At 61.8% G+C, this 24,817-nt stretch carries 26 protein-coding genes; 15 read left to right on the top strand and 11 right to left on the bottom strand.

Annotation, left to right across the window (positions count from 1 at the left end):
* Window positions 1–18: 18 nt before the first annotated feature.
* The 11 genes from hfq (at window position 19) to AC1DWQ_RS09275 (ending at window position 9,584) form a co-directional block, all read left to right on the top strand.
* Entirely contained in the window at window positions 19–288 is a 270-nt protein-coding gene (gene hfq, locus AC1DWQ_RS09225) for an RNA chaperone Hfq (protein ID WP_411883131.1), read from the top strand.
* Window positions 289–305: 17 nt separating this feature from the next.
* Window positions 306–1,466, top strand: coding sequence for a GTPase HflX (gene hflX, locus AC1DWQ_RS09230; RefSeq protein WP_457306705.1), 1,161 nt, complete (start codon window positions 306–308; stop codon window positions 1,464–1,466).
* 57 nt (window positions 1,467–1,523) lie between these two features.
* A complete protein-coding gene (hflK, locus tag AC1DWQ_RS09235; protein ID WP_477669360.1) occupies window positions 1,524–2,948 on the top strand; it encodes an FtsH protease activity modulator HflK in 1,425 nt (474 codons plus the stop codon).
* 11 nt (window positions 2,949–2,959) lie between these two features.
* Window positions 2,960–3,862 carry a protease modulator HflC gene (hflC, locus tag AC1DWQ_RS09240; RefSeq protein ID WP_457280677.1) on the top strand — a complete coding sequence of 301 codons (903 nt, stop codon included), beginning with the start codon at window positions 2,960–2,962 and terminating at the stop codon, window positions 3,860–3,862.
* A 6-nt stretch (window positions 3,863–3,868) separates the two neighbouring features.
* On the top strand, window positions 3,869–4,057 hold the full coding sequence (locus tag AC1DWQ_RS09245) for a DUF2065 domain-containing protein (protein WP_457280678.1): 189 nt from the start codon (window positions 3,869–3,871) through the stop codon (window positions 4,055–4,057).
* Window positions 4,058–4,186: 129 nt separating this feature from the next.
* Window positions 4,187–5,377, top strand: a complete 1,191-nt coding sequence (locus AC1DWQ_RS09250; RefSeq protein WP_477669361.1) for an ATP phosphoribosyltransferase regulatory subunit — start codon at window positions 4,187–4,189, stop codon at window positions 5,375–5,377.
* Window positions 5,378–5,422: 45 nt separating this feature from the next.
* A complete protein-coding gene (locus tag AC1DWQ_RS09255) occupies window positions 5,423–6,763 on the top strand; it encodes an adenylosuccinate synthase (RefSeq protein ID WP_457280680.1) in 1,341 nt (446 codons plus the stop codon).
* 75 nt (window positions 6,764–6,838) lie between these two features.
* Window positions 6,839–7,363: a phosphoribosyltransferase gene (locus AC1DWQ_RS09260; protein WP_411877599.1), complete on the top strand. Its 525-nt coding sequence runs from the start codon at window positions 6,839–6,841 to the stop codon at window positions 7,361–7,363.
* A 39-nt stretch (window positions 7,364–7,402) separates the two neighbouring features.
* Window positions 7,403–8,020 (top strand): hypothetical protein, encoded by a 618-nt coding sequence (locus tag AC1DWQ_RS09265; protein ID WP_477669362.1) that lies wholly within the window; start codon window positions 7,403–7,405, stop codon window positions 8,018–8,020.
* A 120-nt stretch (window positions 8,021–8,140) separates the two neighbouring features.
* A complete protein-coding gene (locus tag AC1DWQ_RS09270; RefSeq protein ID WP_477669363.1) occupies window positions 8,141–9,331 on the top strand; it encodes a PLP-dependent transferase in 1,191 nt (396 codons plus the stop codon).
* 67 nt (window positions 9,332–9,398) lie between these two features.
* Entirely contained in the window at window positions 9,399–9,584 is a 186-nt protein-coding gene (locus AC1DWQ_RS09275; protein ID WP_477669364.1) for a hypothetical protein, read from the top strand.
* A gap of 147 nt (window positions 9,585–9,731) precedes the next feature.
* On the opposite strand, the gene mnmH is transcribed toward AC1DWQ_RS09275, so the two are convergent.
* Together mnmH and AC1DWQ_RS09285 are read right to left on the bottom strand one after the other, a co-directional pair.
* Window positions 9,732–10,799 (bottom strand): tRNA 2-selenouridine(34) synthase MnmH, encoded by a 1,068-nt coding sequence (gene mnmH, locus AC1DWQ_RS09280; RefSeq protein ID WP_477669365.1) that lies wholly within the window; start codon window positions 10,797–10,799, stop codon window positions 9,732–9,734.
* Entirely contained in the window at window positions 10,796–11,401 is a 606-nt protein-coding gene (locus AC1DWQ_RS09285; protein ID WP_477669619.1) for an arylesterase, read from the bottom strand. Before AC1DWQ_RS09285 ends, mnmH begins: the two co-directional genes overlap by 4 nt.
* 103 nt (window positions 11,402–11,504) lie before the next feature.
* Here AC1DWQ_RS09285 and AC1DWQ_RS09290 point away from each other — a divergent pair, with 103 nt between their 5' ends.
* Window positions 11,505–12,251: an ABC transporter ATP-binding protein gene (locus AC1DWQ_RS09290; RefSeq protein ID WP_477669366.1), complete on the top strand. Its 747-nt coding sequence runs from the start codon at window positions 11,505–11,507 to the stop codon at window positions 12,249–12,251.
* Between the two features lie 113 nt (window positions 12,252–12,364).
* On the opposite strand, the gene AC1DWQ_RS09295 is transcribed toward AC1DWQ_RS09290, so the two are convergent.
* Complete coding sequence (locus AC1DWQ_RS09295; protein WP_477669367.1) at window positions 12,365–14,644, bottom strand: protein kinase domain-containing protein; 2,280 nt, start codon at window positions 14,642–14,644, stop codon at window positions 12,365–12,367.
* 59 nt (window positions 14,645–14,703) lie between these two features.
* On the bottom strand, window positions 14,704–15,582 hold the full coding sequence (locus tag AC1DWQ_RS09300; RefSeq protein WP_477669368.1) for a c-type heme family protein: 879 nt from the start codon (window positions 15,580–15,582) through the stop codon (window positions 14,704–14,706).
* 159 nt (window positions 15,583–15,741) lie between these two features.
* Between AC1DWQ_RS09300 and rlmB the strand changes: the two genes are divergently transcribed.
* Window positions 15,742–16,494, top strand: coding sequence for a 23S rRNA (guanosine(2251)-2'-O)-methyltransferase RlmB (gene rlmB / locus AC1DWQ_RS09305; protein ID WP_477649216.1), 753 nt, complete (start codon window positions 15,742–15,744; stop codon window positions 16,492–16,494).
* A complete protein-coding gene (locus AC1DWQ_RS09310; protein ID WP_477669369.1) occupies window positions 16,491–17,642 on the top strand; it encodes an NAD(P)/FAD-dependent oxidoreductase in 1,152 nt (383 codons plus the stop codon). Before rlmB ends, AC1DWQ_RS09310 begins: the two co-directional genes overlap by 4 nt.
* Window positions 17,643–17,660: 18 nt before the next feature.
* On the opposite strand, the gene AC1DWQ_RS09315 is transcribed toward AC1DWQ_RS09310, so the two are convergent.
* The 4 genes from AC1DWQ_RS09315 to AC1DWQ_RS09330 all read right to left on the bottom strand — a co-directional run bounded on the left by AC1DWQ_RS09315 (window position 17,661) and on the right by AC1DWQ_RS09330 (window position 20,409).
* Entirely contained in the window at window positions 17,661–18,245 is a 585-nt protein-coding gene (locus tag AC1DWQ_RS09315; RefSeq protein ID WP_477649214.1) for a chromate transporter, read from the bottom strand.
* Window positions 18,242–18,817 carry a chromate transporter gene (locus AC1DWQ_RS09320; RefSeq protein ID WP_457280691.1) on the bottom strand — a complete coding sequence of 192 codons (576 nt, stop codon included), beginning with the start codon at window positions 18,815–18,817 and terminating at the stop codon, window positions 18,242–18,244. The genes AC1DWQ_RS09315 and AC1DWQ_RS09320 overlap by 4 nt, the downstream gene beginning before the upstream one ends.
* 164 nt (window positions 18,818–18,981) lie before the next feature.
* The gene (locus AC1DWQ_RS09325; RefSeq protein ID WP_477669370.1) at window positions 18,982–19,971 is read right to left on the bottom strand and encodes a bifunctional helix-turn-helix transcriptional regulator/GNAT family N-acetyltransferase; all 990 of its coding nucleotides are present in this window, start codon (window positions 19,969–19,971) and stop codon (window positions 18,982–18,984) included.
* Between the two features lie 81 nt (window positions 19,972–20,052).
* Window positions 20,053–20,409 carry a cupin domain-containing protein gene (locus AC1DWQ_RS09330; RefSeq protein ID WP_457280693.1) on the bottom strand — a complete coding sequence of 119 codons (357 nt, stop codon included), beginning with the start codon at window positions 20,407–20,409 and terminating at the stop codon, window positions 20,053–20,055.
* Window positions 20,410–20,508: 99 nt separating this feature from the next.
* Here AC1DWQ_RS09330 and AC1DWQ_RS09335 point away from each other — a divergent pair, with 99 nt between their 5' ends.
* The gene (locus AC1DWQ_RS09335) at window positions 20,509–21,366 is read left to right on the top strand and encodes an AraC family transcriptional regulator (protein WP_477669371.1); all 858 of its coding nucleotides are present in this window, start codon (window positions 20,509–20,511) and stop codon (window positions 21,364–21,366) included.
* Window positions 21,367–21,368: 2 nt separating this feature from the next.
* Here the strand turns inward: AC1DWQ_RS09335 and AC1DWQ_RS09340 are convergent, their stop codons facing one another.
* The 3 genes from AC1DWQ_RS09340 to AC1DWQ_RS09350 form a co-directional block, all read right to left on the bottom strand.
* A complete protein-coding gene (locus AC1DWQ_RS09340) occupies window positions 21,369–21,707 on the bottom strand; it encodes a hypothetical protein (protein WP_477669372.1) in 339 nt (112 codons plus the stop codon).
* A gap of 147 nt (window positions 21,708–21,854) precedes the next feature.
* A complete protein-coding gene (gene fabG / locus AC1DWQ_RS09345) occupies window positions 21,855–22,598 on the bottom strand; it encodes a 3-oxoacyl-ACP reductase FabG (protein ID WP_477669373.1) in 744 nt (247 codons plus the stop codon).
* 64 nt (window positions 22,599–22,662) lie between these two features.
* Window positions 22,663–24,810 (bottom strand): 3-hydroxyacyl-CoA dehydrogenase NAD-binding domain-containing protein, encoded by a 2,148-nt coding sequence (locus tag AC1DWQ_RS09350; protein WP_477669374.1) that lies wholly within the window; start codon window positions 24,808–24,810, stop codon window positions 22,663–22,665.
* Window positions 24,811–24,817: the final 7 nt, after the last annotated feature.

The raw sequence follows: 24,817 nt of genomic DNA on the forward strand, positions 1-24,817 counted from the left end.
GTCAAGTTCTATTAACTTTTGAACACGGAAAATATCGTGAGCAATAACAAAGGCCAGCTCTTGCAGGACCCATTTCTCAACACCTTGCGTCGCGAGCATGTTCCTGTTTCCATTTATCTCGTCAACGGGATCAAATTGCAGGGTCAGATCGAATCCTTCGATCAATATGTGGTTCTGCTTCGCAACACTGTGACCCAAATGGTCTACAAACATGCGATTTCCACCATCGTTCCAGGTCGCGCCGTAAATTTCGCGACCAACGAGTCTGAAGAAAGCCCCGCCAGCTGAGTTCGTACGATGCTCCGGTGAGCCCGAAACCCCTGGTCCTTCTTGTAGGGGTCGATCTGGGGTTGCCAAACTTTGATGCTGATCTGCAGGAACTGGGTTTGCTCGCGCAAACAGCAGGCCTGCAGCCGGTTGCGCGCGTCACCTGCAGACGCAAGGCGCCCGACGCCGCGCTCTTCATCGGCAGCGGAAAAGCTGACGAAATCAAGCTGATGGCGCTGGATACCGGCGCCACGGAAATTCTGTTCGACCAGTCCCTAAGCCCGGCGCAGCAGCGCAACCTGGAGCGGCACCTGGACATGCCGGTCAACGACCGGACCCTGCTGATTCTTGAAATCTTTGCCCAGCGCGCGCGTAGTCACGAAGGCAAGCTGCAGGTTGAGCTGGCCCGGCTGCAATACATGTCTACACGCCTGGTGCGGCGCTGGTCCCACCTGGAGCGGCAAACCGGCGGCGCCGGTGTGCGCGGCGGCCCGGGTGAGAAGCAGATCGAGCTCGACAAACGCATGATCGGTGACGCGATCAAGCGCACCAAAGAACGCTTGCTCAAGGTCAAGAAGCAGCGGCAAACGCAGCGAAAGCAGCGCGAGCGCCGCAATTCCTTCACGATTTCCCTGGTGGGTTACACCAACGCGGGAAAATCCACGCTCTTCAATGCACTGGTCAAAGCGCGTGCTTATGCGGCCGACCAGTTGTTCGCAACGCTCGATACCACCACGAGGCAGCTTTATTTGGGTGACGCCGCGCGTTCCGTGTCGTTGTCGGACACGGTGGGCTTCATCCGCGACCTGCCGCACGGCCTGATTGATGCCTTTGCTGCAACGCTGCAGGAAGCAGCGGATGCCGACTTGCTGCTGCACGTGGTGGACGGCGCCAATCCCGACTACCTCGAGCAGATCGAGCAGGTCCAGCGTGTGCTTTCGGAGATTGGCGCGGCCGATGTGCCGCAAATACTGGTGTTCAACAAGCTGGACGCTATTGAAAAGGACAGCTTGCCCCTGCACCTGCAAGACATGTTCGAACTGAGGGACGCGTTTGAGGGCTCAAGCCGCAGCGTTGAACGGGTGTTCGTGAGTGCGCAGACAGGTGAAGGCCTGCCGCTTTTGCGGGCGCTGCTGGCTGGCTATGCGGTCAACCCGCCCGCCGACGAAATCCCCCAAACTGCCGAGGACCTTGCCTGATATGGCGGTTTCATTAGGCACAATGTCGGTGTAACGAAAAAAAGTGAGTTTGATCCCATGAATCTGAACCCCGTGCTGCAGACCTTGACGAGCTTGCCAGGCCGGCTCAAGCAACGCGCCCAAGGCATGTTCAACCTCAATGATCCGCGCTGGGGTCGGGATGACGACAAACCGTCTTCTGACGATGCCAAGCCCGAAGCTCCGCGGGAGGACAAGCAACCGACCCGGCCCGCCAACCGTCCGCAGGGGCAGGGGCCCAACCAGGGCCCACCCGACCTGGATGAACTCTGGCGCGACTTCAACCGCAAGCTGGGTGGCCTTTTTGGCGGTGGCAAGAACAACCCCAACCGTGGTGGATTTGGCCGCGGCAATGGCGGTGGGAACAACGGCGGCAGTGGCGGCGGCTTTCAGCCCGACATGAAGAGTGCCGGCATTGGTGTCGGACTGATTGCCAGTGTCGCAGTGCTGATCTGGCTGGGCACCGGGTTTTTCATTGTCCAGGAAGGCCAGCAGGCCGTCATCACCCAGTTTGGCAAATACCACTCGACCGTGGGCGCGGGCTTCAACTGGCGGCTTCCGTATCCTGTGCAGCGCCACGAAATCGTTGTGGTCACGCAGATCCGTTCAGTGGATGTCGGCCGTGACGTCATCATCAAGGCGACAGGCCTGCGCGACTCGGCCATGCTGACTGAAGACGAAAACATCGTTGAAATCAAGTTTGCCGTGCAGTACCGCCTGAACGATGCGCGCGCCTATCTGTTTGAAAGCAAGGACCCTGCAGCGGCGGTGGTTCAGGCTGCCGAAACAGCCGTCCGTGAAGTGGTCGGGAAAATGAAGATGGACCTGGCCCTGGCGGAAGAGCGTGACCAGATCGGGCCACGCGTGCGCGCCCTGATGCAGACCATCCTCGATCGTTACAAGGTCGGCGTTGAAGTTGTCGGCATCAACCTTCAGCAGAGCGGTGTGCGCCCCCCCGAGCAGGTGCAGGCAGCGTTTGACGATGTGCTCAAGGCCGGCCAGGAGCGCGAACGCGCCAAGAACGAAGCCCAGGCATACGCCAACAATGTGATCCCGCGTGCCGTGGGTTCCGCGTCCCGCCTCAAGGAAGAGTCTGAAGCCTACAAAGCCAAAATCGTGGCCCAGGCACAGGGTGATGCCCAGCGCTTTCGTTCGGTGCTGACCGAATACCAGAAGGCGCCCCAGGTGACCCGTGACCGTATGTACACCGACGCCATGCAGCAGGTTTATTCCAGTGTGACCAAGGTGATGGTCGAGTCCCGTCAGGGCTCCAACCTGCTGTACCTGCCGCTGGACAAAATCATGCAGATGACGACGCAGGGTGATGCTGGCAGTACCGCAGAGCCCGCGCTGGTTCCCGGCGCAGCGTCTTCGCCAACGGTGCCTGCCGCGCCTGTTTCCAGCTTGCCCCTTGATGCCCGATCCCGCGATGCTTCCCGCACGCGCGATCGTGAAACACGCTAAGGAAGACGATCGTGAATAGAGTTGGATTTATCATTTCTTCGTTGCTGGTGATCCTGGCATTGCTCAGCTCCACGCTTTTTGTGGTGGACCAGCGGCAGTTCGGCGTGGTTTATGCGTTGGGGCAGATCAAGGATGTGGTCACTGAACCGGGCCTGCATTTCAAGATGCCACCGCCGTTCCAGAACGTCTCTTACATCGACAAGCGCCTGCTGGTGCTCGACAGCGTCGACGCCGAGCCCATGCTGACGGCAGAAAAGCAGCGTGTCGTGATCGACTGGTACGTGCGCTGGCGCATCATCCAGCCCACCGACTACATCCGCAACGTCGGCCTGGACGAAAAAACCGGCGCCAACCAGCTCAACCGCGTGGTGCGCAATGCCTTCCAGGAAGAGATCAACAAACGCACCGTCAAGGACCTGCTTTCGCTCAAGCGCGAAGCCCTGATGGCCGACGTCAAGCGGGAAGTGCTTCAAGCCGTGCAGGGTGCGCAGCCCTGGGGCGTTGACGTGGTCGACGTGCGTATCACGCGCGTGGACTATGTGGAAGCCATCACCGATTCCGTCTACAAGCGCATGGTTGCGGAGCGCCAACGCGTGGCCAATGAACTGCGTTCTACCGGTTTGGCAGAAGGCGAAAAAATCCGTGCCGACGCCGACCGCCAGCGAGAAGTCACCATCGCCAACGCCTACCGCGATGCGCAAAAGGTCAAAGGCGAGGGCGATGCCGAAGCCGCTCGCACCTATGCCGAATCGTTCGGCCGCGACCCGCAGTTCGCCCAGTTCTATCGCAGCCTCGATGCCTACAAAGCCAGCTTCAACAAGAAGAGCGACGTGATGGTTCTTGACCCTTCGTCCGACTTTTTCAAGGCGATGCGCGGCCCAGGCTCCGGTAACGCCGCACCCGCCAAAAAATAAGCCGGCGTGGACGGCAACACCTTCTGGATGGCGCTGGCCCTGATGCTGGTCATCGAGGGCCTGTTGCCTTTCATCTCTCCCGGCGGCTGGCGCCGCATGTTCGAGCAGATTCTCACTCTGGGTAACGGCCAGATCCGCTTCTTCGGCTTGTGCAGTATTGCGGCGGGCCTGATCCTGCTGGCTGTGCTGGCCTGATTTCGCCTCCCTCGGCAAGCCGCTCACTGCCACGTATTTCCGCCAGAGTGCGTCATTGGGCCTTCAGCGGGCCGAAAACCCGCTTCAAGCCCGGTAAAATGCTGTTTTTAACAGCCCACGAAAATCACAATGCCCGCCTGGTCGTCATCATGGCAATTGCCCGATCAAATTGCCGATGTCCTGCCTTCCGAGGCGCGCCACATCGAAGAGCTGCGCCGTCTGTTCCTCGACACCGCCCGCAGCTATGGCTATGAACTTGTCATGCCTCCGCTGCTGGAGCACCTCGAGTCGCTCCTGACCGGCACTGGCGAGGCCCTTGATCTGCAGACTTTCAAGCTGGTGGACCAACTCTCCGGCCGAACGCTGGGCCTGCGTGCCGACACCACGCCCCAGGTAGCCCGCATTGATGCGCATTTGCTCAACCGCAGCGGTGTTGCCCGCCTGTGCTATTGCGGCCCGGTGCTGCATACCCGTGCCGACCGGCCTCATGCCACCCGTGAACCGCTGCAGTTTGGCGCGGAAATCTATGGCCATGCCGGCCTGGAGGCAGATCTGGAAGCCCAGCAGCTGGCGCTGGAAGGCCTCAAGGCGGCCGGCGTCACTGAACTGAGCGTGGACATGGCGGATGTCCGCATCGTCAACAGCTTGCTGGCTGGCGCCACCGTCAACGGCAAAACCCTGGCGCTCATCCATGCCGCGCTGGCGGCCAAGGACGCGAGCGAGCTCGGCAGCCTGATCGCCAGCCTCAAGGACGGCATTTCGGCTGCGGCGCGAGACGGCCTCAAGGCGTTGTTGCAGCTTTATGGTGACGAGAAAGTGCTGGCCGAAGCGGAAAAAATCCTGCCGCCCTCAACGGGCCTGAAAGCAGCGCTGCAAAACCTGAAATGGCTGGCCGCACACACCAGGGGTGAAAAAGGCGACGTCAAGGTCAGTTTTGACCTGGCCGACCTGCGCGGCTACGCTTATTACAGCGGCACCCGCTTTGCCATTTACGGGCAGGGCGCCGAACTGGTGCGCGGCGGCCGCTATGACGAAGTCGGTGCCGTGTTCGGCCGCAACCGGCCTGCAGCGGGCTTCAGCCTTGACCTCAAAGAGCTGGTCAGTGTGCTGCCTCCTCGGGCCCTCAAGGCAGCCATCCGTGCGCCCTGGGGCGAAGATATCGGCCTGCGTGCCGCCATCGCCCGCCTGCGCGCGGGCGGCGAAACCGTGGCCTGCGTGTTGCCCGGCCACGAACATGAAGTCAATGAGTTTGATTGCGACCGCGAACTGGCAAACGCTGCCGGTCAATGGGTGGTCCAGCCCCTTAAAAAAGCCGCTTGAGGGCCTGCGCCCGGCTTTATCCCGAAACCTTAACGAGAATTGAAGATGACAAACAAACAAACCGCAGCCGCGGGCCGTAATGTCGTGGTCGTGGGCACCCAGTGGGGCGACGAAGGCAAGGGCAAGCTGGTCGACTGGCTGACCGAGATGTCGCAAGGCGTGGTGCGCTTCCAGGGCGGCCACAATGCCGGCCACACGCTGGTCATCAATGGTGTGAAAACGGCGCTGCACCTGATTCCCAGCGGCATCATGCGCCCCGGCGTGAAGTGCTATATCGGCAACGGCGTGGTGTTGTCGGCCGCCAAATTGTTCGAAGAAATTGAGGGGCTGGAAAAAGCCGGCGTTGAGGTGCGTTCCCGCCTGCGCGTCAGCGAAGCCTGCCCGCTGATCCTGCCTTTTCACGTCGCGCTGGATGTCGCGCGCGAGGCTTACCGCGAGAAGGGTGGCACGACCAAGATCGGTACCACCGGCCGCGGCATCGGCCCCGCGTATGAAGACAAGATTGCCCGCCGCGCGCTGCGCGTGCAGGACCTGAAATATCCCGATCGCTTTGCCGCCAAGCTGCGTGAATTGCTCGACCTGCACAATTTCGTGCTCACCGGCTACCTGCATGCGCCGGCAGTCGACTTCGATACCGTCTACGCAGAAGCCATGCGCCACGCCGAGTTGCTCAAACCCATGATGGCCGACGTCTCGCGCGAGCTCAACGATGCCAACGAGGCCGGTGCCAACCTGCTGTTTGAAGGCGCGCAAGGCACCTTGCTCGATGTCGATCACGGCACCTATCCCTATGTGACCTCCAGCAACTGTGTGGCCGGCAATGCCGCTGCGGGCGCGGGCGTGGGCCCGGGCATGCTGCATTACATCCTCGGCATCACCAAGGCTTACTGCACCCGCGTGGGCGGCGGGCCTTTTCCGACCGAACTCGACTGGGAAAAGCCCGGCACGGTGGGCTACCACCTCAGTACCGTGGGCGCCGAAAAAGGCGTGACCACGGGACGTAGCCGTCGCTGCGGCTGGTTTGACGCTGCGCTGCTCAAGCGCTCGGCCCAGGTCAACGGCCTCTCGGGCCTGTGCATCACCAAGCTCGACGTGCTGGACGGCATCGACGAGCTCAAGCTGTGCACCGGCTACGAGCTTGACGGCCATATCACCGACATCCTGCCGATGGGCGCTGAAGAGATCGAGCGCTGCAAGCCGATTTATGAGACCTTGCCGGGCTGGAGCCAGAGCACCGTGGGCGTCACGCAATACGACAAGCTGCCGGCTGCCGCGCAGAAATACCTGCACCGGATCGAGGAAGTCACCGGTGTGCCGATCCACATGATTTCGACCAGCCCGGACCGTGACCACACCATCCTGCTGCGCAATCCGTACGCCGCCTAGCCAGAAAACCTCAGCAAAAAATGCACCCAACCCAATAGGGACGGGCGCAAGCAGCTATCAAATCAGGAGCATTTCATGTTGACAGAAGACGGCAAGCATCTCTATGTGAGCTACGACGAGTACCATAACCTGATTGAAAAACTGGCCATCAAGATCCACCAGTCCGGCTGGCAGTTCGACACCATCCTGTGTCTGGCTCGCGGTGGCATGCGTCCCGGCGACATCCTTTCTCGCATTTTCGACAAGCCGCTGGCCATCATGTCCACCAGCTCCTACCGCGCCGACGCCGGCATGACGCAGGGCAACCTCGACATCGCCCGCTTCATCACCACGCCCAAGGGCGAAATCGCGGGCAAGGTGCTGCTGGTCGATGACCTGGCCGATTCCGGCCACACGCTCAACGCCGTGATCCACCAGCTCAAGAACAACTACAAACCCATCACCGAGCTGCGCAGCGCTGTGATCTGGACCAAGGGCGTGTCTACTTTTCAGCCTGATTATTCGGTTGAGTTGCTGCCCACCAATCCATGGATCCACCAGCCTTTTGAAGGCTACGACTCGCTGTCACCCGCGCAGTTGATGGCGAAGTGGAAGATCTAGAGGCGTCGGATATCTCCGTTTGACGCCCATCAGCGCCGCATGACGCAAAGTCCGCCGGTCTTGCCGTCCACTGACGGGCCGCAAAACTGGAGGTCACTTCAAACCGAAGCATCTGCTGGTTTGGCTGCTTGGATACTCCTCATTTTGGCGGTTCCGTTGATGATTTGCAGCGGCGGTTTCATCGCGTTTTTGGGTCGCCGGGCACCAGAGCCGTGGTTGTCATGGCTTCTCCTTTGCACCGGTACATTCATGATGGTTGGCACCGTATGGTGGATGCTATGGACTTCCCAGCATGGCAGTTTCAATTTTGACGTCAATCAAAAGACAAAGCGTATTCGCGATTGGAAAACATCTCTCTTTCTCGGGAGAAGCTTCGACGAATACGATTTCGATGAATTCCGTGCGGTTCGGTCGGTGCAAAGATTCGGGGACGACGATATATATTGGGTGGTGGTTGAGCTACTTTTCAAAACGACGAGACCAGCGCTTGAAGTAGGACGCTTTGGTGCGGTGGCCCGTGGCGAATCCCGCTGGCAGAGATGTGCCAACACATTTCGCGGGTTACGCACCGAAGGCCCGGAGAGTGCGGCCTTGCGCCACGAGTTGGTGAAGTTGATGGGCATCGCGGACGCGGGCTATTTCGACAAGGAGCGATAAGGTCCTTGCCGATGCTGCCCGGAGGGTTGTTTTCTGCTTGCCAATTCCATGTCCCCTGGATGGCCGAATTACCCCGAACGAGGGTTGAGCAGCGCTGGAAAACTGCCGTAATATCGCTGCATGAGCGATTCTCCATCCGACATTTCCACCACCCTGATCCACCACCCCTACAAGCCCCCCGCCGGGTTTGACGCCATACCGCCCGGGGTCTACAAGGCCTCCACCATTGCCTTTCCGACAGTCGCCGCGCTGCGCAGCCGCGACTGGAAGCACAAGACCGGCTACACCTACGGCCTGCACGGAACCCCCACCACCTTCACGCTGGAAGAGCGCATCGCCACCCTGGAAGGGGGCAAATACTGCACGCTGGTGCCCAGTGGCCTGGCGGCAGTGGTGCTGGTTGGCATGGCGCTGCTTAAGGCCGGCGACGAACTGCTGATTCCCGACAATGCCTACGGGCCGAACAAGAGCTTCGCGCAGGGCGAGCTGGCCGCCTGGGGCATCACCCACCGCTTTTACGACGCGATGAACCCGGCCGACCTGGCCGCCAAGCTGGGCCCCAAAACCCGGCTGGTGTGGATCGAAGCGCCGGGCTCCATCACGCTGGAGTTTCCCGACATGCCGGCGCTGGTCGCCACCATCAAGGCGCACCAGAATGCCCACCCCGCCGGCATCGTGACCGCGCTCGACAACACCTGGGGCGCCGGCCTGGCTTTCAATGCATTTGACCTGGGGCTCGATATTTCGGTCCAGGCCCTGACCAAATACCCCAGCGGCGGTGCCGATGTGCTGATGGGCTCCGTCGTCACGCGCGACGAGGCGCTGCATCATCTGGTTCACTTTTGCCACATGCGCGTCGGCTACGGCATAGGCGGCAACGATGCTGAACTGGTGTTGCGCGGCCTGAACAGCATGGCCTTGCGTTATGCCGCGCAGGATGCCGCGACGCGGGAGCTGGCCGGCTGGCTGCAAACCCGGCCGCAAATCGCGGCCGTGCTGCACCCGGCCTTGCCCGGCTCGCCTGGCCATGAAACCTGGAAGCGCGACAGCAGGGGCGCCGCCTGCCTGATGAGTGCCGTCTTCAAGCCGGAGTTCACGCAGGACCGGGTGGACCGCTTTTGTGACAGCCTCAAGCTCTTCAAACTGGGCTATAGCTGGGCGGGCCCCGTGAGCCTGTGTGCGCCGTACGACATACCGGCCCTGCGCACCACGGCATGGCCGTACAAGGGGGGTCTGGTGCGCTTTTCGGTGGGCCTGGAGGCCGTTACGGACCTGCAGGCGGACATTGCCCAGGCGCTGGAAAAAGCCTGATCAAAGGCTTGGCATACCGTGACGGCAATGCAGTACAGTAAGGGTTACCTATTCACGAAAGCACGCAGTGGCAACTCCCAATTACTCTTACGAAAAGCGCCAGAAAGAGCTTGCGAAAAAACGCAAAAAAGAAGAAAAGCTCAAGCGCAAGGCAGAGGGCAAGCCGGACGATGCCGCTGACGACGGGACCGATACGCCCGATCCCGACGGTGAGGCGCCCGGTGGCCTCCCGCCTGTAGACCCGGCCCCCTGAGTCCCCGCGATTTTTAATGAAAAAAGGCTGCAGCCCTTTATGGACAAGCGCAAGCAGCTATTGATTTGGTAGCAACCAAACGCCGGGAAGAACGGCAGGCAATCAAAAGCCCGGCAATACCTGTAAAGGTCTGCCGGGTTTGTCGTTTCAGGGAGCGGAATTTTCAGCCCGCAGGGCTTGCGCCAGCGCGGCCATGGCTGCGGTGCTGTGGTCCTGCGGCGAAAGCACACGGGCCGTGGCATGCCCGGAAAAATTGCGCTGCATCGACTGGAGATAGCCCGGGTCGTAGTGTTGGACCAGCAGTTCACGCACCACCGAAGCCACGTCGCCACTGCGGGCGCGTGCCTGCCAGTCCTGCACAACGGCCTTGCCGCGTGCTTCCGTCAGGGCGCCCAGGCGTTCGCAGAAGAACGCGATGTCTTTCACGAAAAAGTCATAGTCTTCCAGCAGCAGCGCTACGCGTTCATCCTCCGGCAGGTCCAGCTGCAGGCAAGGGCTGGCCCGCATGGCGGTGATCAGGCCTTCCGGCACGGCCACATTGCCGACTTTCTTGCTTTCACTTTCAATGTAGACCGGCTGGGCCGGATCAAAACGTTTCAGCGCAGCCCAGATGCTGCTGTCAAACGCCTTCTGGCTGGGCTGCTGCACACCGGGGATGGCGCCCAGCACCGAACTGCGGTGGTTGGCCAGCGCTTCCAGGTCCAGCACCTGCGCGCCTTCGGCCGCCAGGGCCTGCAACAGCCGGGTCTTGCCCGAACCCGTGGGGCCGCACACCACCCGGTAGCTAAAGCGGCCGGCCAGCTGCGGCAAATCCGCCACCAGCGCGGCGCGAAATGCCTTGTAACCGCCGTCCACCAGCGTCACCTTGAAGCCGATCTGGTCCAACACCAGCGCCAGCGAGCCGCTGCGCTTGCCGCCGCGCCAGCAATACAGCAGCGGTTGCCATTCCCGGGGTTTGTCCAGCACGTCACGCTGGATGTGCTCGGCAATGTTTTTGGCCACCAGCGCCGCGCCCAGTTTTTTGGCTTCGAACTGGCTGATCTGCTTGTATTTGGTGCCGACGATTTTGCGTTCTTCGTCGCGCAGGCTGGGCCAGTTCACCGCGCCCGGGAGGTGGTCTTCGGCGTATTCGCCTTCGCTGCGGGCGTCAATCACCCCGGAATAACTCCCGAGCGTTTGGAGCGCCTCTTCGGCAGAAATTCGGTCCAGGCTCACTTGACCAGTTTCTTCAGTTCGGGCCACACATTGGCAAGCATCTTCGCCTGCGACTGCTCGTTCGGGTGGATCCGGTCCGCCTGGAAGTTGGCCACCGGGTCGGCCGCGTCGGCAATGCCCTTGAGAAAGAAGGGCACCAGGGCTACTTTTTCCGCCTTGGCGATCTTGCCGAACAGCCCTGAAAACGTGGCCGCGTAGGCGCTGCCGTAGTTGGGCGGCACCTGCATGCCTACCAGCAGCACCCTGGCCCCTGTTTTTTTGGACGCCTGCGTCATCGTGACAAGATTCCTTTCGGTCATGTCCAGCGGCAATCCCCGCAGGGCATCGTTGCCGCCCAACTCAATCACCACCACCGCAGGCTTGTGCTGCGCGAGCAGCGCCGGCAGGCGCGAACTGCCGCCCGAAGTGGTGTCACCGCTGATGCTGGCGTTGACGACTTTGGCCGTCTTTTTTTCGCTGGCAAGCTGTTTTTCAAGCAGCGGCACCCAGCCCGTTCCGCGTTTCAGGCCGTATTCGGCGCTGAGTGAATCACCGACCACCAGAATGGTTTCCCCTTTGGGCACCGGCGTTTGCGCTATTGCCGCCGGAGCGCCGCCACCCATCACGGCGGCCACAAGCAGCGCCCCGAAAGGTTTTAGCAAACGCTTTGCCGCCGCAAGGGCAAGCTTGGTAAAGTCTGAATTCATATTTCCTGACAAGGCCGACATGTTTGAACCCGTGGTGAGTGGCGTGAATGATGGTTCCAGGGCTGCGGCTTCCGCTGTGCCCGCACCGTCCCCGACGTCTTCAATTATTTCCGTTGAGCATGTTTTCAAGTCGGTCACCGACTCCACCGGCACATTGGCCATTTTGCGCGATATTGACTTCGCCCTGGCTCCCCGGGAAACCGCCGCCATTGTCGGTGCGTCGGGTTCCGGCAAAAGCACCTTGTTGTCCATCATCGCAGGGCTGGATACCCCGACGCAGGGCACGGTCAGGCTGGCGGGGCAGGACATCTTTGCGATCAGCGAAGACGACCGGGCCGCCCTGCGAGCGCAGAAGGTCGGGTTTGTCTTCCAGAGCTTCCAGCTCATGGGCAATTTGACGGCGCTTGAGAACGTCATGCTGCCGCTGGAGCTGTCGGGCGCCAAAAACGCACGCTCGCTGGCCACCGACATGCTCAAGCGTGTCGGTCTGGGGGAGCGGCTGGGCCATTATCCGAAAGTGTTGTCTGGCGGCGAACAGCAGCGTGTGGCACTGGCCCGCGCTTTTGTGGTGCAGCCGGCGGTGCTGCTGGCCGATGAGCCGACAGGCAGCCTGGACTTTGCCACCGGCGAGACGGTGATGTCGCTGATGTTTGAGCTCAACCGCGAACTCGGCACGACCCTGGTACTGGTGACGCATGACCAGGCCATCGCGTCGCGCTGCGAGCGGCGCATCACCATTGATGCGGGGCGTGTCAGCCCGGAGTGATTTCGAAAATATCCCGGGCGAAAATCTTAAGGGGAAATGGCCTGGAGGCCTTTTTCATCGTGCGCAGGCAGCTATCAAAAGCATAGCGTATGCGAGGCTGAAAAAAGCTGCGCTCAGCGCCCCCCGTGCATTTTCTGCGCTACCGCCAGAAATTTCGCGCGGTCATCAGGCCGGTCAATCTGCTGGGCCAAGGCGTGGATCAGTGCCAGAAAGGTAAGTTGCCGGGCTGCTTCCTTGCGCACCAGGGTTTTGGCGAGCGGGCCGATATGCTGGCTGAGCGCGCGTTCCAGTTGCGCCTGCAGCTCCGCATTGAAATTCTGCACATTGATGGATGTGGAGGATGCCGAGGTCGTTCCGGATGTCGTTGCCGACGTGGACAGGGGCCTGCTCATGTCGCTGCGCAAGGGGCGGGAAAACGTCGAGGAAATGGGCCGGCTGTAGCTGCTGCTGCCGCCGGTGGACCGCAACGGGCCACTGGCGCCATGCAGCCCCGAATTCACCGTCGCGCTGGCGTGGCGCGGCTTCAGGAAGGCTTCGCGGGCTGTCGCATCGGGAATGGAAATGGCCAGCAGGTCGCGCAGCCCCTGGGCGCTGACCGTGCGCGGAATGGCCTTCTTGACCAGCACCTTGGCCAGAGGCCCGATGGCCTTGGCCAGCTCGTTTTCAATTTCCAGCGCGATTTCCGGGGTGAGCGACGCTAGCGCGGCAAACGATGCCGTGTGCTCGAACTCCATGTTGCGGGACATCGGCGCGGCCGGTGCGGCGTTCGGGTCCAGCACCGCATAGATCTCGTGCGAGCGCAGGTGCTTGTCCATGTGCGGGCCGAGGTAGTCGAAGAGGCTGGCGGCGCTGTCGGTGATGCGTGAAATCACGTCGTAATAGGCACGCGAGACCACGATCTGGTTGGGCCTGGAGAAGTCCATGATGCGCTGGGCCACATTGATGCCGTCGCCCACCACATTGACGCGGTTGTTGATGTCAAACACCATGCGGATCGGTCCCAGGTGCAGGCCCACCCTCAGGGACAGCTTGCGGCCGTACTTTTGTACCAGGAGGTCGCGCAGCAGCAGGGCCGATTGCAGGGCCTCTTCGGGGTCGCCCAGAAAGCAGATCGCCGCGCCGTCGCCGGTGTCGATCATGATCCGCGACGACTCCTTCACGCCGCCGATGGCCTTGGTGATGAGTTCGTTGAACAGGGTCTTCAGTGCCACCTGCTGGTCGACCGAATAGGTGGAGTAGGACACCAGGTCCAGGAACATGATCGTGCCCAGTACGTTCTTGCGCAGATTTTCGGCGCTATTGAGCGGAATGGACTGGGAATTGGCCGCGTAGGCGAGCACGGCGCTTTCGGACAGCAGCTTGCTTGTCTTTGTGGTTGACGTATCGGTCTGCGGCGCTACCGTCGCTACCGGGGCAATGGCGGCTGTGTTGGACGACGGGTTGGCGGCGCGGATGGTCTGCGTCTTGAGAAAGTCCGAGCTGATCAGGGCCTGGCGCAGGGCTCCGACGTCCTGCGGGCGCTGTGTTTCGTTGGGCATCATGGCCCAGTCAATGGCGCGCAGCAGGGGCGCACCGAAGACCACCGCGCTGGCCGTGTCGGCCGCCTTGGGCATGGTGTCCTCGCGCACCCGCGAAGCCGACTCCATCGGCTTGTGCCCCGTTGTCATCCAGTACATCACCGCCCCCAGCGAATAGACGTCCGTCCACGGCCCCTGGTGTCCCTTGCTGTGGTACTGCTCAAACGGTGCGAAACCAGGGCTCACGATGTTGGTCATGTCGTGGTTGCCGGTCACGCGCCGGGCGGCGCCGAAGTCGAGCAGCACCGGTGTGCCGTCGGCGCGGATGTAGATGTTGTCCGGCTTGATGTCGCGGTGCAGGAAATTCACCTTGTGCACCGCTTCCAGCCCGTCCATCAACGGGTAGACGATCTTCAGCAGACCCTGTTGGTCCAGCGCCGGCTGCCTGGCCAGCCAGCGTTTGAGCGGGTCGCCGGACTCGTACTCCATGACGATGTAGGCGGTCCCGTTTTGCTTGAAGTAACGCAGCACCCGCACGATGTTCGGGTGGCGAAAGGACGCCAGCGCCCGCGCTTCGTCGAGGAAGCGCTCCAGCCCCCAATTGAACTGGCCGTTGTTCGCACTGGAGCGCACGTGCACCGACAGGTCCTCCGCGCGCACGGCCAGGTCGCCGGGAAAATACTCCTTGATGGCTACCGGCAACTGCAGGTTGATGTCCTGCGCCAGATAGGTGATGCCGAAGCCGCCGCCGCCCAGCATCTTGTCGATGCGGTATTCAAAAACGGTTTGTCCCGGCAGAAGCGCAGCCGCGTCTTTGCCTTCGCCGCCTGTGGGACGCACGGGCAGGGCTTGCGTTGTTTCTTCCGGTTCTTCCATTCGTGGGATCGATTCGTGGGGGCTGAGGGTGCCTGTGAATTATTGAGCCCGGCCGGACATCAGGCGCCGTGGTCGATCATCTGCATGGCTTTTTCGAGGCTGCGCCGCATGCGGTTGAACGCGCCGCCGAGCACGGACACTTCGTCTTTGCCGCCGTCAGCGAATTCCGGTACATCAAAGTCACCGGTGCTCACCTTGTCGGCGGCCTGGGACATGCGGCGGATAGGCCGCACGATGAGCCAGCTCAGCATCAGGTTAAGTACGACAAAAACTACGGCGAAGACAGTTGCCAGCGAGGCCATGAAGGTCTTGAAGGTGCGGTCTGCGTTGCGGATGGGAATGTCCATGGGAACGGTGACAACCTGCGCGCCGATGATTTCGTTGTGTTTCCAGCCGAAGCCGTTAGCCTCGCCATAGACCTTGATCATGCTGGCGGGCGCATTGGCCGGTACGCTGTGGCACTGCAGGCACGCCGCGTTGGTGATCTGGATGGGCTTGGCAATGTACAGCAGGCGGCCCGTGGCGGCGGAACGCTCGGAAATCAGTTCTTTCGATTCGGCATTCTGGCGAAATTGCTGGACGATATCCGCTTCCCAGTCGGTGGCGCGGTCGCGCGGGTTGGTCGGGTTCAGCGTGGCTTCCTTGTAGCCGTAGTCACGGTACTTTTTCTGGATGTGGCCCAGCGTTTCGGTGGCGGCGTAGGCCGGAACGGTCTGGGGCAGGAACACTTCCTCGAGTTGTTTGTCCAGGTGCGGCTTGATCTGCTCGACGGTGTAGGCCCGTACGGAAAGCGCGGTGTCCATCATGAGGCGGGCGTTGCGCAGCACCTCTTCGCGCGCATTGTCCTGCAGCAGCTGGCGCGAGATGTAGCCGGCCGCGGCAAAGCCGGCCAAAAAAACCACGACCAGCACCAAATTGAATTTCAGTCTCAAGCCCATAGCGCCTCCAGGTGCCCTGCAGTCAGCAGAGCGGGATTATTCAGCAGGTCCAACAAATTGTTACTATTTTAGTCCTGCCCGGGGGCCATTGTGCCCCGCTCGTCGCACCCGATACACCGGTAGTAATGCCAATTACGGCCAACAGTGATAATCGCTGCCATGTCTTCTTCTCCCAAAGTGCTTTTTGGCTTCCATGCCGTCGGCGTTCGTATCAAAACAGCGCCCCAATCCGTCCTGGAAGTGTTTTTCGATGTGTCCCGCCGCGATGCGCGCATGCGCCAGTTCACGGACCGGGCCCGGGAGGCGGGTGTGCGGCTGATCGAATCCGACGGTTTGCGCCTGGCAAAGATGTGCGGCAGCCACGGCCACCAGGGTGTTGTGGCCCGGGTCGACGCACTGGCGCAGGTCAAATCGCTCGACGAATTGCTGGAGCAACTCGAAGAAGCCGGTGTTGCCCAGCCGCTGCTGCTGGTGCTCGACGGCGTGACCGACCCGCACAACCTCGGCGCCTGCCTGCGTGTGGCCGATGGCGCCGGCGCCCATGCGGTGATCGCGCCCAAGGACCACGCGGCCGGTATCAATGCGACCGTCGCAAAGGTCGCCAGTGGCGCCGCCGAAACCATGCCCTATTTCATGGTGACCAACCTGGCCCGTACCCTCGGCGAGCTCAAGGAACGCAACATCTGGTGCATAGGCACCAGCGACGATGCGGAAAAAACAATTTACGACGTGGACCTGAAAGGCCCTGTGGCGCTGGTGCTCGGCGCTGAAGGTGAGGGCATGCGCCAGCTCACGCGCAAGACTTGCGATGAGCTGGTCAGCATCCCGATGCATGGCGCGGTGGAAAGCCTGAATGTGTCCGTAGCCAGCGGTGTGTGCCTGTACGAAGCCCTGCGCCAGCGCAGGGCATGACGACGCCGCAGCACTTCGACCTGGTAGTCATAGGCGCCAGTTTTGCCGGGCTGGCCTGCGCGCGCGCCGCGGCCAGGGCGGGCCTGCAGGTCGCCATTGTCGAAAAGAAGACTTCTTCCGGCGACAAGCTGCACACCACCGGCATCATCGTGAAAGATGCCATAGACACCATCCCGTGGTTGCAGCAAGTGCCCGCGGCGCTGGTGCGGCAGGTGGACGGCGTGAGGCTTTATTCGCCCAATCTTCGCCATGTCGATCTGCACGCGCCCGGTTATTACTTCTGGGCAACCGACACGCCGGCCCTGCTGGACTGGATGTGTGCGTCCGTCGTGGCGGACGGTGTCACCTTGCTGGGCGGCACGCTGTTCGAGCAGGCTGCGCGAGACAGCGGCGGCTGGGCCGTGTCGGTCAAGTCGGTTGCATCGCAGGAGCCGATGGTGCTGCAGGCTCGCTATTTGGTCGGCGCCGACGGCCCCCATTCGCGTGTGGCCAAGGCTTTGGGCCTGTCGCTCAATACCCAGTTTCTCTTCGGCATCGAGCATGAATACGGCCAGGCCCGGCTGGATGCCAACCTGCTGCACTGCTTCATAGACCGCCAGCTCGCGCCCGGCTACATCGGCTGGGCTGTTGCGGGTGCCGGCATTCACCAGATCGGGCTGGCCAGGCGGATGTCCCCCTCAGGCGCGTCCGTGCCTGCCAAACAGGCGTGGATGGGCGCTTTCATGGAAAAAATCGCGCCGCATGTGGATGTCGGCAACGCAAGTCCGTTGGCGACGCGCGCCGGCATGATTCCCTGCGGCGGGGTGCTGAAGCGGGTGTCTGATGCACGCGTCATGCTGGTCGGTGACGCCGCCGGCATGGTGTCGCCCGTGACGGCTGGTGGCATCCACACGGCACTGCAGCATGGCGACGCGGTGGGCAGCGCGGTAGCCGCCTTTTTGCAAGGTGGTTCGGCCGATGGCAGCGACCCGGCTGATCCAGCGCAAGGGCTGGTGCGGCACTACCCGAAGTTCCGCGCCAAGCGCACGCTGCGCTGGCTGTTTGACCGCTTTCAGGCCGACTGGATCTTCAATATGGCCCTGGACACCGAACCCATGCGGCAGGCTGCGCGCATGGTGTACTTTCACCGGCGCGGCAAACCAGAGTAGCCGCCCCGAAACGGGTTGCTAGACCAGCCCATACCAGCCCAGCAATGCGCCAGCGCCCAGCAGCCACAGCAGATGGATTTTGCTGCGCCAGACAATCACGGCTGTGGTGGCCGCCAGCAGCCACACCGGCCAGTCTTTCAGCGAACTACCGTTGGCGGTGGCCAATATCCAGCTTGTCGCGATCAGCAAGGCCACCACGATGGGTCCCATGCCCTGCTTGAAAGCCCGCACCGCGCGTAGTTCGCGGTTGCGGTGACCCCACTGCGCGGCCAGGTAGGTGAGGGTGGTGCTGGGAATCAGGATGCCCAGCATCGCCAGGAAAACGCCCAGCAGCCCGGTCAGCATGCCCCCCGCGTTCAGCCCCACATTCCACCCCAGCAAAGCGATGAACAGCACATTCGGCCCGGGGGCTGATTGCGCAATGGCAATGGACGCGTTGAACTGCGCGTCGGTTAGCCAGTGCTGCTTGTCGACCAGGAAACGGTGCATGTCGGGTGCGGTGGTGATGGCGCCGCCGATCGACAGCAGCGACAGCGAGAGGTAATGCAGGAAGAGGTCAAACCATTCCCGAGCGCCGAAGACGAGGTGCAGCGACTCGGTCATGGTGCCAGCCTGCGGTAAGCGAGCACACAGGCCACGCCGCCCAGCCCCAGCAGCACGTAGGCCAGCGGAAAGCGCAGCAGGGCGATGGCCACAAAACAGGCCACACCGAACGCGGCGCACAGCTGCAGGCCCAGCACGTTTTTCTTGAGCGCGCCGAACAGCTTCAGGCCGGTCGCGCCGATCAGCCCTGCTGCCACGGCGCCCATGCCGCGCAGCGCGCCAGCCACGCCGGGATGCCCGGCAAACTGGGCATAGACCACGGCCAGCAGCAACACGAGCACCAGCGGTACCGTCAGCATGCCGGCCAGCGCTGCCAGGGCGCCCTTGAGGCCGAAGTAGCGGCCACCTATCATCAGTGAGATGTTGACTACATTGGGTCCGGGCATGATTTGCGCGACGGCCCAGTCTTCAATGAATTCCTCGCGCGTCATCCAGCGCTTTTTTTCGACCAGCTCGCGTTGCACGACAGCCAGTACACCGCCAAAGCCCTGAAGCGCCAGCAAGGTGAATGAAATGAAAAGGTCGGAGAGGGATCGGGGTTTCGGGTGGTCTTCGGCGGGAGGGGTGCTCATGCACCAATTATCGCCGCTTCATCGATGCACCACAGCCTGCGCACAGGAGACCGAGGACCGCCGTTTGCTATTAATAAGATAGCTGCTTGCGCCCGCCGAATATGCGCTGCAGGCCAAAATGGCATGAATTTCCGGGCCGGCGCCCGACATGCCCTGCATGGCGGCTACAGCCGCAGCTCCCAGGTTTCGCCGACCAGGTTTTTTTTCCCAAAGCCATGGTAGGGCTCGCTCCTGGTCAGCTTGAAACCACGCCTGGCGTAAATGGCGCGCGCTGCGTCCAGGCAGCTGTTGGTCCAGAGCACCATTTTTTTGTAGCCCTTGCTGCGCGCAAATGCGATGCACTCGTCGGCCAGTCGCCCGCCCAGGCCCAGTCCGCGCGCCTGCGGCGTGAGGATCAACATGCGCAGCTGGGCCACGGTGGCTGATTTACGCGCCACAAACACCGCGCCCGCGCGCTCACCGTCGACTTCGGCTATCCAGCACTTCTCCCATTCCGGCTGGTGGTTCTTGAGGTATTTGCCGGCAATATCGGCCACCAGGGCCTCGAACTCGCTGTTCCAGCCGTATTCACGCGCATAAATTTCACCGTGTTGCTGCACCACCCAGCCGATGTCGCCGGGCCCGGGGTCGCGCAACAGCACGGTTCGTGTCGCGGCAGGTTCCGTGCGGCTGGCCAAAAGCCGCTGCACCGTGGTCATGGCCGTCACCACCTTTTGCTGGTGGTCCGGCGCCAGCGCGGCCAGCAGGGCGGCGGCCTCGTCGCGGGAGCGCTGCTGCAGCGGCGCAAATGCAGCGTGGCCGGCCTTGGTCAGCTTCAGCAGGCTTTGCCGCGCGTCCGCCGGCGAAGACGCGCGCGCCAGCCAGCCTTGGCTTTCGAAGCGGCGCAGGATGCGGCTCAGGTAACCCGCGTCCAGTGCCAGGTCGCGCCCCAGCTCCGTGGCTGTGGGCTGGTCGCGGTGGGCCAGCTCATACAACACCCGCACCTCCGTCAGCGAAAACTCGCTGTCCAGATAGGGGTCCAGTACGCCGATGCGCTGGGTGTAGAAGCGGTTAAAGCTTCGCACGGCCTTGACGTGGGCTGTAGAAGCGGGGGGCGCTCCAGTCTGGAGCGGGGCAGGCGTGCTTGAGGCGGTGGTATTGATTGACGAGATCATGGTAGATATCGTCAATCAATTGATTGACAAAGTCAAGTATGTGGCATCTTCTGGCAACACATCTGGTTCGGCAGCCCGGCCTCAGATCACCCGGCGCGGCGCCGCTGTGGCTGCATCGCCGCTGTTGGGCGCGCCGGTCGGCTCAATCAGCAGCAGGTGCGCCTCTTGCGGCGCCCGCGGACGATGGCGCACCCCGCGAGGCACCACGTACAGCTGGCCTGGCTTGAGCGTGACGGTGGGCTGGCCGTCGATGTCGATGTGTAGCTCGCCCTTGAGCACCAGGAAGAAATCGTCGCTCTCGGGGTGCGAATGCCAGCTGAATTCTCCCTGGACCTTGACGACCATTACGTCGTGCCCATTGAACTCGCTCACGGTGCGCGGCTGCCAGTGGCCTTCAAAGGTCGCGAGCTTGGTCTGCAGGTCTACGGCTTCTTTCATGTGAACTCCTCTTTCATGGCGGTTGAGTGCGGTTGAAGAGGGAGTTTCCTTGTCCAGGGCTGCTGCGTCTTGTACGATTGTTTCCTTTACGATTGTTTCATGCACGACGCCCAGGCCCCCACGCCCAAAGACTGGGCCCGCTTTCGTCCCGGCGCACTGGCCGGCGTGACTCAGATGAACGCCCACTTCACTGAGCACACCTTCGAGCGCCACAGCCACGAAACCTATTCCATAGGGGTCACCGCCTCCGGTGTGCAGACCTTTCACTGCGGCGGCACGCTGCACGCCAGTCTGCGCGGCGATGTGATTCTTTTTAATCCCGACGAACCGCACGACGGCCAGCGCGGCACGCAGGAAGGTTTTGGCTACAGCATGCTGTATGTGTCGCAGCAGGTGGTGAACGAATGCCGTGACAAGGAAGCCGGCCTCGACATGGCGGCTTATTTTTGCCAACCTGTGGTGCGCGACGCCGCCATGGGCCGCGCGCTGGCGCGCGCCATAGGCGCAGGCGGGCAGGCGCAAGAGTCGCTGCGTGCCGAAGAGCTTACGCGCAATGTGCTGGTGCACTTGCTGCAGCGCTATGGCGAGCGGCGCTCAGGCGATGAAGTGAAGCCGGCTGGCGTTGCGCGCATGGCCCGCATTCGCGACTACCTGCGCAGCCACTTCGACCAGGACATCACCGTCGATGCCCTCGCAGGCGAGGCCGGCTTGTCGCGTGTTCATCTGACCCGCGCCTTCGCCCGGCAGTTTGGCGTACCGCCGCATATCTACCTCAATGCCGTGCGCATCGAACGCGCCCAGTCAGCCATGCTGGCCGGGCAGGGCCTGGCCGAGGTGGCTGCCGCCTGCGGTTTTGCCGACCAGAGCCATTTCAGCCGGCGCTTCAAGGGCAGTGTGGGTTTGTCGCCCGGGGCGTGGCTGCGGCAGATGAACCCTTCTGCCGTCACCATCGAGTGAATCTACTGCAGGTCGGTAAATAAGGACTCCCCGCGGTCAAGCGGGTCCACAACTACGTTATAGATTTCATTGATGCGCCAGATCGGGGTTTCATAGGCGGCCTGGCCCTGCACCCTTACCAGGAATGCGCTTTTCCTTTCGTGAGCGGCAAGGGTCAGCTCACAGGAGAACTCGATTTGCCCTGTGTCCGTCGAAATGGCGCTCACAAGTTCATGCGCGGCAAGCGAGAGGCGCTCGGCGCTTTCGTGCGGCAAGAGTTGATCAACCTCATAGGTTCGCAGCACGATCTCAGTGATGCGATCGATGAGGTCGTCAACTACGGAGTTCGGATTTGTGACCATCTGTGGGTGCATTTTGGGGATTCCCCCGTGTCTCCCAAAGAACTAAAAAGCTATATCTATATTGCAGATTGTCATGAGTGGAATTTTCGCTTGATTGTTCGGTCAAGCATGGTTCCCGACAGCGAAAGTCGCTTTCGCGATACCACCTTAGACCGACATCCCGCCAGAAACCTCAATCACAGCCCCATTGACATAACTCGCCTCATCGCTCGCGAGGAACGCATAGACATTGGCAATCTCCTCCGGCCTTCCCAGGCGCTTGAGCGGCACATGGGCTTCCATCTCCTTGAGCACCTTGTCGGGGATCGTGCTGAGGATGGGCGTTGAAATAAAACCGGGGGCCACCGCATTCACGCGCACGCCCTTGGGGCCCAGTTCGCGGCTCCAGGTTTTGGTGAAGCCGATCACGCCGAACTTGCTGGCCGCGTAATTCGTCTGGCCGAAGTTGCCGTAGATGCCGACGACTGAACTGGCGTTCAGTATCACGCCGCTGCCTTGCGCTGTCATGGTGTCGGCCACCGCTTGCGCGCAGTGAAAGACGCCGCGCAGGTTCACGTCGATCACCTTGTCAAATTGCTCCAGTGTCATTTTCTGCAGCCTCGCATCCTGCGTGATGCCGGCGTTGTTGACGAGGACATCAATGCGGCCGAACTGGTCCTTGACCTCGCCGACCACTGCATCCACCATGGAGCGCTGGGTCACGTCCATCACATAACCAACGGCCTGCGCGCCCAGGGCCTGGCACTGTTTGACGGCTTCATCCACACCGGCTTGTTTCACGTCGCAGACGATGACGATGGCGCCTTCCTGGGCAAACTTGAGTGCGGTGGCCAGGCCAATGCCCTGGGCGGCGCCGGTGATGATGCTGATCTTGTTTTGGAGTCTTGGCATGAAGTGGATATTGGATATGGATCGATGAGATGAATGGGAGGAAGGGTGAGTTAAACGAAGCAGCTCAGTAAACCGGCTGATGTTGGCGGATCGCATCTTTGACCGCATCCGTCAGCGCAAAGCCGGGCCCGAATTTTTCGGCCAGTTCGTCGCAGTGCGAGACAAAGGCGTCAATCCCCATGCCGTAGATAAACTGCATCGCACCTCCGGTCCAGGCCGGAAAGCCGATACCGAAAATTGAGCCGATGTTGGCGTCATGCACGGTGGTCAGTACGCCTTCGCTGAGGCATCGGGCAGTCTCCACAGCCTGGCGGTAAAGCAGCCGGTCTTTGAGTTCGTTGATGTCCCAGGCGGCGCCGGGTTTTTCAAACAGGGACTTGAGTTCGGGCCACAGGTGTTTTTTCGCACCTGGCTCGGTGGGGTAGTCGTAAAAGCCACCGCCGCTGGCGCGGCCGGGGCGCTTCAACTCTTTCACCATGCGTTCGACCAGCAGCTCGCCGGGCGTGGCGGTGTAGGTCTTGCCTTCTGTGGTGAAGTCGGTGCGTGTCTGGTCCAGCACGTGCACGCTCAGTGACAAGGCGGTTTCGTCCAGCACGGCCAGCGGGCCGACGGGCATGCCGGCCTGGATGCCGGCATTTTCAATCGCGGCGGCGGGAATGCCTTCGCCCAGCATGGCCGCGCCTTCCATCACAAAGGTGCCGAAGGTGCGGCTGGTGTAAAAGCCGCGCGCATCGTTCACCACGATGGGGATCTTGCCCAGGGCCTGCACATAGTCGAAGGCGCAGGCCACGGTTTCATCGTCGGTTTGCTTGCCGCGAATGATCTCGACCAGCTTCATCTTGTCGACCGGGCTGAAGAAGTGGATCCCGATGAATTTTTCGGGCCTGTCGCTTGCCGTGGCCAGGCTGCTGATGGGCAGGGTCGAGGTATTGGACGCGAAGAAACCGCCGGGCGCCAGCAACGGCTCGGCCTCCTGCGTCACTTTGGCCTTGAGGTCGCGCCGCTCGAAGACGGCCTCGATGATGAGGTCGCAGCCGGCTAGTTCCGCAACCTGGTCGGTCGCGGTGATGCGAGAGAGCAGGGCGCTTTGCTCGGCGGCCGTCATGCGGCCTTTCTCCACACGCGGCGCGGTGATCTTGCTGCTGTAAGCCTTGCCGGCTTCGGCCTTGTCCTGGCTGACGTCCTTGAGCACGGTGGCAATGCCTTTGCTGGCCTGTGCGTAAGCGATGCCCGCGCCCATCATGCCGGCGCCCAGCAGGCCGACCTTGGCAGGCCTGAAACGCCCTACGCCTTTGGGCCGCGACTGCCCGCTCTTGATGGCGTTCATGTCGAAGAAAAAGGTGTTGATCATGGCCTTGGCATTGGTGCCCGTCATGAGTTTGGCGAGGTAGCGGCTTTCGATGCGAAAGGCGGTCTCCAGGTCCACCTGTGTGCCTTCCACCATGCAGGCCAGGATGGCTGCAGGCGCGGGGTAGAGGCCGCGCGTCTGCTTTTTGAGCATGGCGGGCGCGACGCTGAGCGCCGCGGCGATCTTGGAACTGGCCGGTGTGCCACCCGGGATTTTGTAGTCTCTGGCTTCCCAAGGGTGTTGGGCTTTGGGGTTGGTGGCGATCCAGGCAAGTGCTTTGCTTTGCAACCCGGCAGCATCAGGCACCAGCTCGTGCACCAGGCCCAGCTCAAGCGCCTCACGTGGGTTAAAGGTTTTACCCTCGACCAGATAGGGTTGCGCGCCCATCAAGCCAAGGTGGCGCGTCATCTTGGTCACGCCGCTGGCACCGGGCAGCAGGCCCAGCGTGACCTCGGGCAGGCCAAACTGCGTTTTACGGTCGTCCACCGCCACGCGGTAGTGGCCGACCAACGCGACTTCCCAGCCGCCGCCCAGTGCCGTGCCGTTAAGGCAACTAGCCACGGGGATGCCCAGCGTTTCCAGGGTACGGAAGTTTTTCTTGACGCGTTCGATCTCTGCGTAGGCCTTGGGCGCGTCGGCCGGTGTGAGGCGCATCACGGCCTTCAAGTCAGCGCCGGCAAAAAAAGTGCTTTTGGCGGAGGCGAGGATGATGCCTTTGAGGGCGTCCTTGTCTTTCACCACTTGGGCCGTGACTTCACTGAGATCGCCCTGCCATTGCAGGCACATGGTGTTGACGGGCGAGCCGGGCTCGTCGAACGTGATGGTGGCAATACCGTCACTCAGTTCATAGTGGATAGTTTTCATGGGAGAG

Source organism: Polaromonas sp. P2_G11, from assembly GCF_056403595.1.

What these genes read in the sequence shown, in the direction of transcription:
- AC1DWQ_RS09335 (WP_477669371.1), top strand. Translation starts at nt 20,509, where the DNA reads ATGCACGACGCCCAGGCCCCCACGCCCAAAGACTGGGCCCGCTTTCGT.
- AC1DWQ_RS09285 (WP_477669619.1), bottom strand. Translation starts at nt 11,401, where the DNA reads ATGGGTGGCGGCGCTCCGGCGGCAATAGCGCAAACGCCGGTGCCCAAA.
- AC1DWQ_RS09325 (WP_477669370.1), bottom strand. Translation starts at nt 19,971, where the DNA reads ATGATCTCGTCAATCAATACCACCGCCTCAAGCACGCCTGCCCCGCTC.
- AC1DWQ_RS09295 (WP_477669367.1), bottom strand. Translation starts at nt 14,644, where the DNA reads ATGGAAGAACCGGAAGAAACAACGCAAGCCCTGCCCGTGCGTCCCACA.
- AC1DWQ_RS09310 (WP_477669369.1), top strand. Translation starts at nt 16,491, where the DNA reads ATGACGACGCCGCAGCACTTCGACCTGGTAGTCATAGGCGCCAGTTTT.
- AC1DWQ_RS09260 (WP_411877599.1), top strand. Translation starts at nt 6,839, where the DNA reads ATGTTGACAGAAGACGGCAAGCATCTCTATGTGAGCTACGACGAGTAC.
- AC1DWQ_RS09300 (WP_477669368.1), bottom strand. Translation starts at nt 15,582, where the DNA reads ATGGGCTTGAGACTGAAATTCAATTTGGTGCTGGTCGTGGTTTTTTTG.
- AC1DWQ_RS09265 (WP_477669362.1), top strand. Translation starts at nt 7,403, where the DNA reads ATGACGCAAAGTCCGCCGGTCTTGCCGTCCACTGACGGGCCGCAAAAC.
- hflK (WP_477669360.1), top strand. Translation starts at nt 1,524, where the DNA reads ATGAATCTGAACCCCGTGCTGCAGACCTTGACGAGCTTGCCAGGCCGG.
- fabG (WP_477669373.1), bottom strand. Translation starts at nt 22,598, where the DNA reads ATGCCAAGACTCCAAAACAAGATCAGCATCATCACCGGCGCCGCCCAG.
- AC1DWQ_RS09350 (WP_477669374.1), bottom strand. Translation starts at nt 24,810, where the DNA reads ATGAAAACTATCCACTATGAACTGAGTGACGGTATTGCCACCATCACG.
- AC1DWQ_RS09255 (WP_457280680.1), top strand. Translation starts at nt 5,423, where the DNA reads ATGACAAACAAACAAACCGCAGCCGCGGGCCGTAATGTCGTGGTCGTG.
- AC1DWQ_RS09270 (WP_477669363.1), top strand. Translation starts at nt 8,141, where the DNA reads ATGAGCGATTCTCCATCCGACATTTCCACCACCCTGATCCACCACCCC.
- AC1DWQ_RS09315 (WP_477649214.1), bottom strand. Translation starts at nt 18,245, where the DNA reads ATGACCGAGTCGCTGCACCTCGTCTTCGGCGCTCGGGAATGGTTTGAC.
- AC1DWQ_RS09340 (WP_477669372.1), bottom strand. Translation starts at nt 21,707, where the DNA reads ATGGTCACAAATCCGAACTCCGTAGTTGACGACCTCATCGATCGCATC.
- AC1DWQ_RS09250 (WP_477669361.1), top strand. Translation starts at nt 4,187, where the DNA reads ATGCCCGCCTGGTCGTCATCATGGCAATTGCCCGATCAAATTGCCGAT.
- rlmB (WP_477649216.1), top strand. Translation starts at nt 15,742, where the DNA reads ATGTCTTCTTCTCCCAAAGTGCTTTTTGGCTTCCATGCCGTCGGCGTT.
- AC1DWQ_RS09320 (WP_457280691.1), bottom strand. Translation starts at nt 18,817, where the DNA reads ATGAGCACCCCTCCCGCCGAAGACCACCCGAAACCCCGATCCCTCTCC.
- AC1DWQ_RS09330 (WP_457280693.1), bottom strand. Translation starts at nt 20,409, where the DNA reads ATGAAAGAAGCCGTAGACCTGCAGACCAAGCTCGCGACCTTTGAAGGC.
- AC1DWQ_RS09290 (WP_477669366.1), top strand. Translation starts at nt 11,505, where the DNA reads ATGTTTGAACCCGTGGTGAGTGGCGTGAATGATGGTTCCAGGGCTGCG.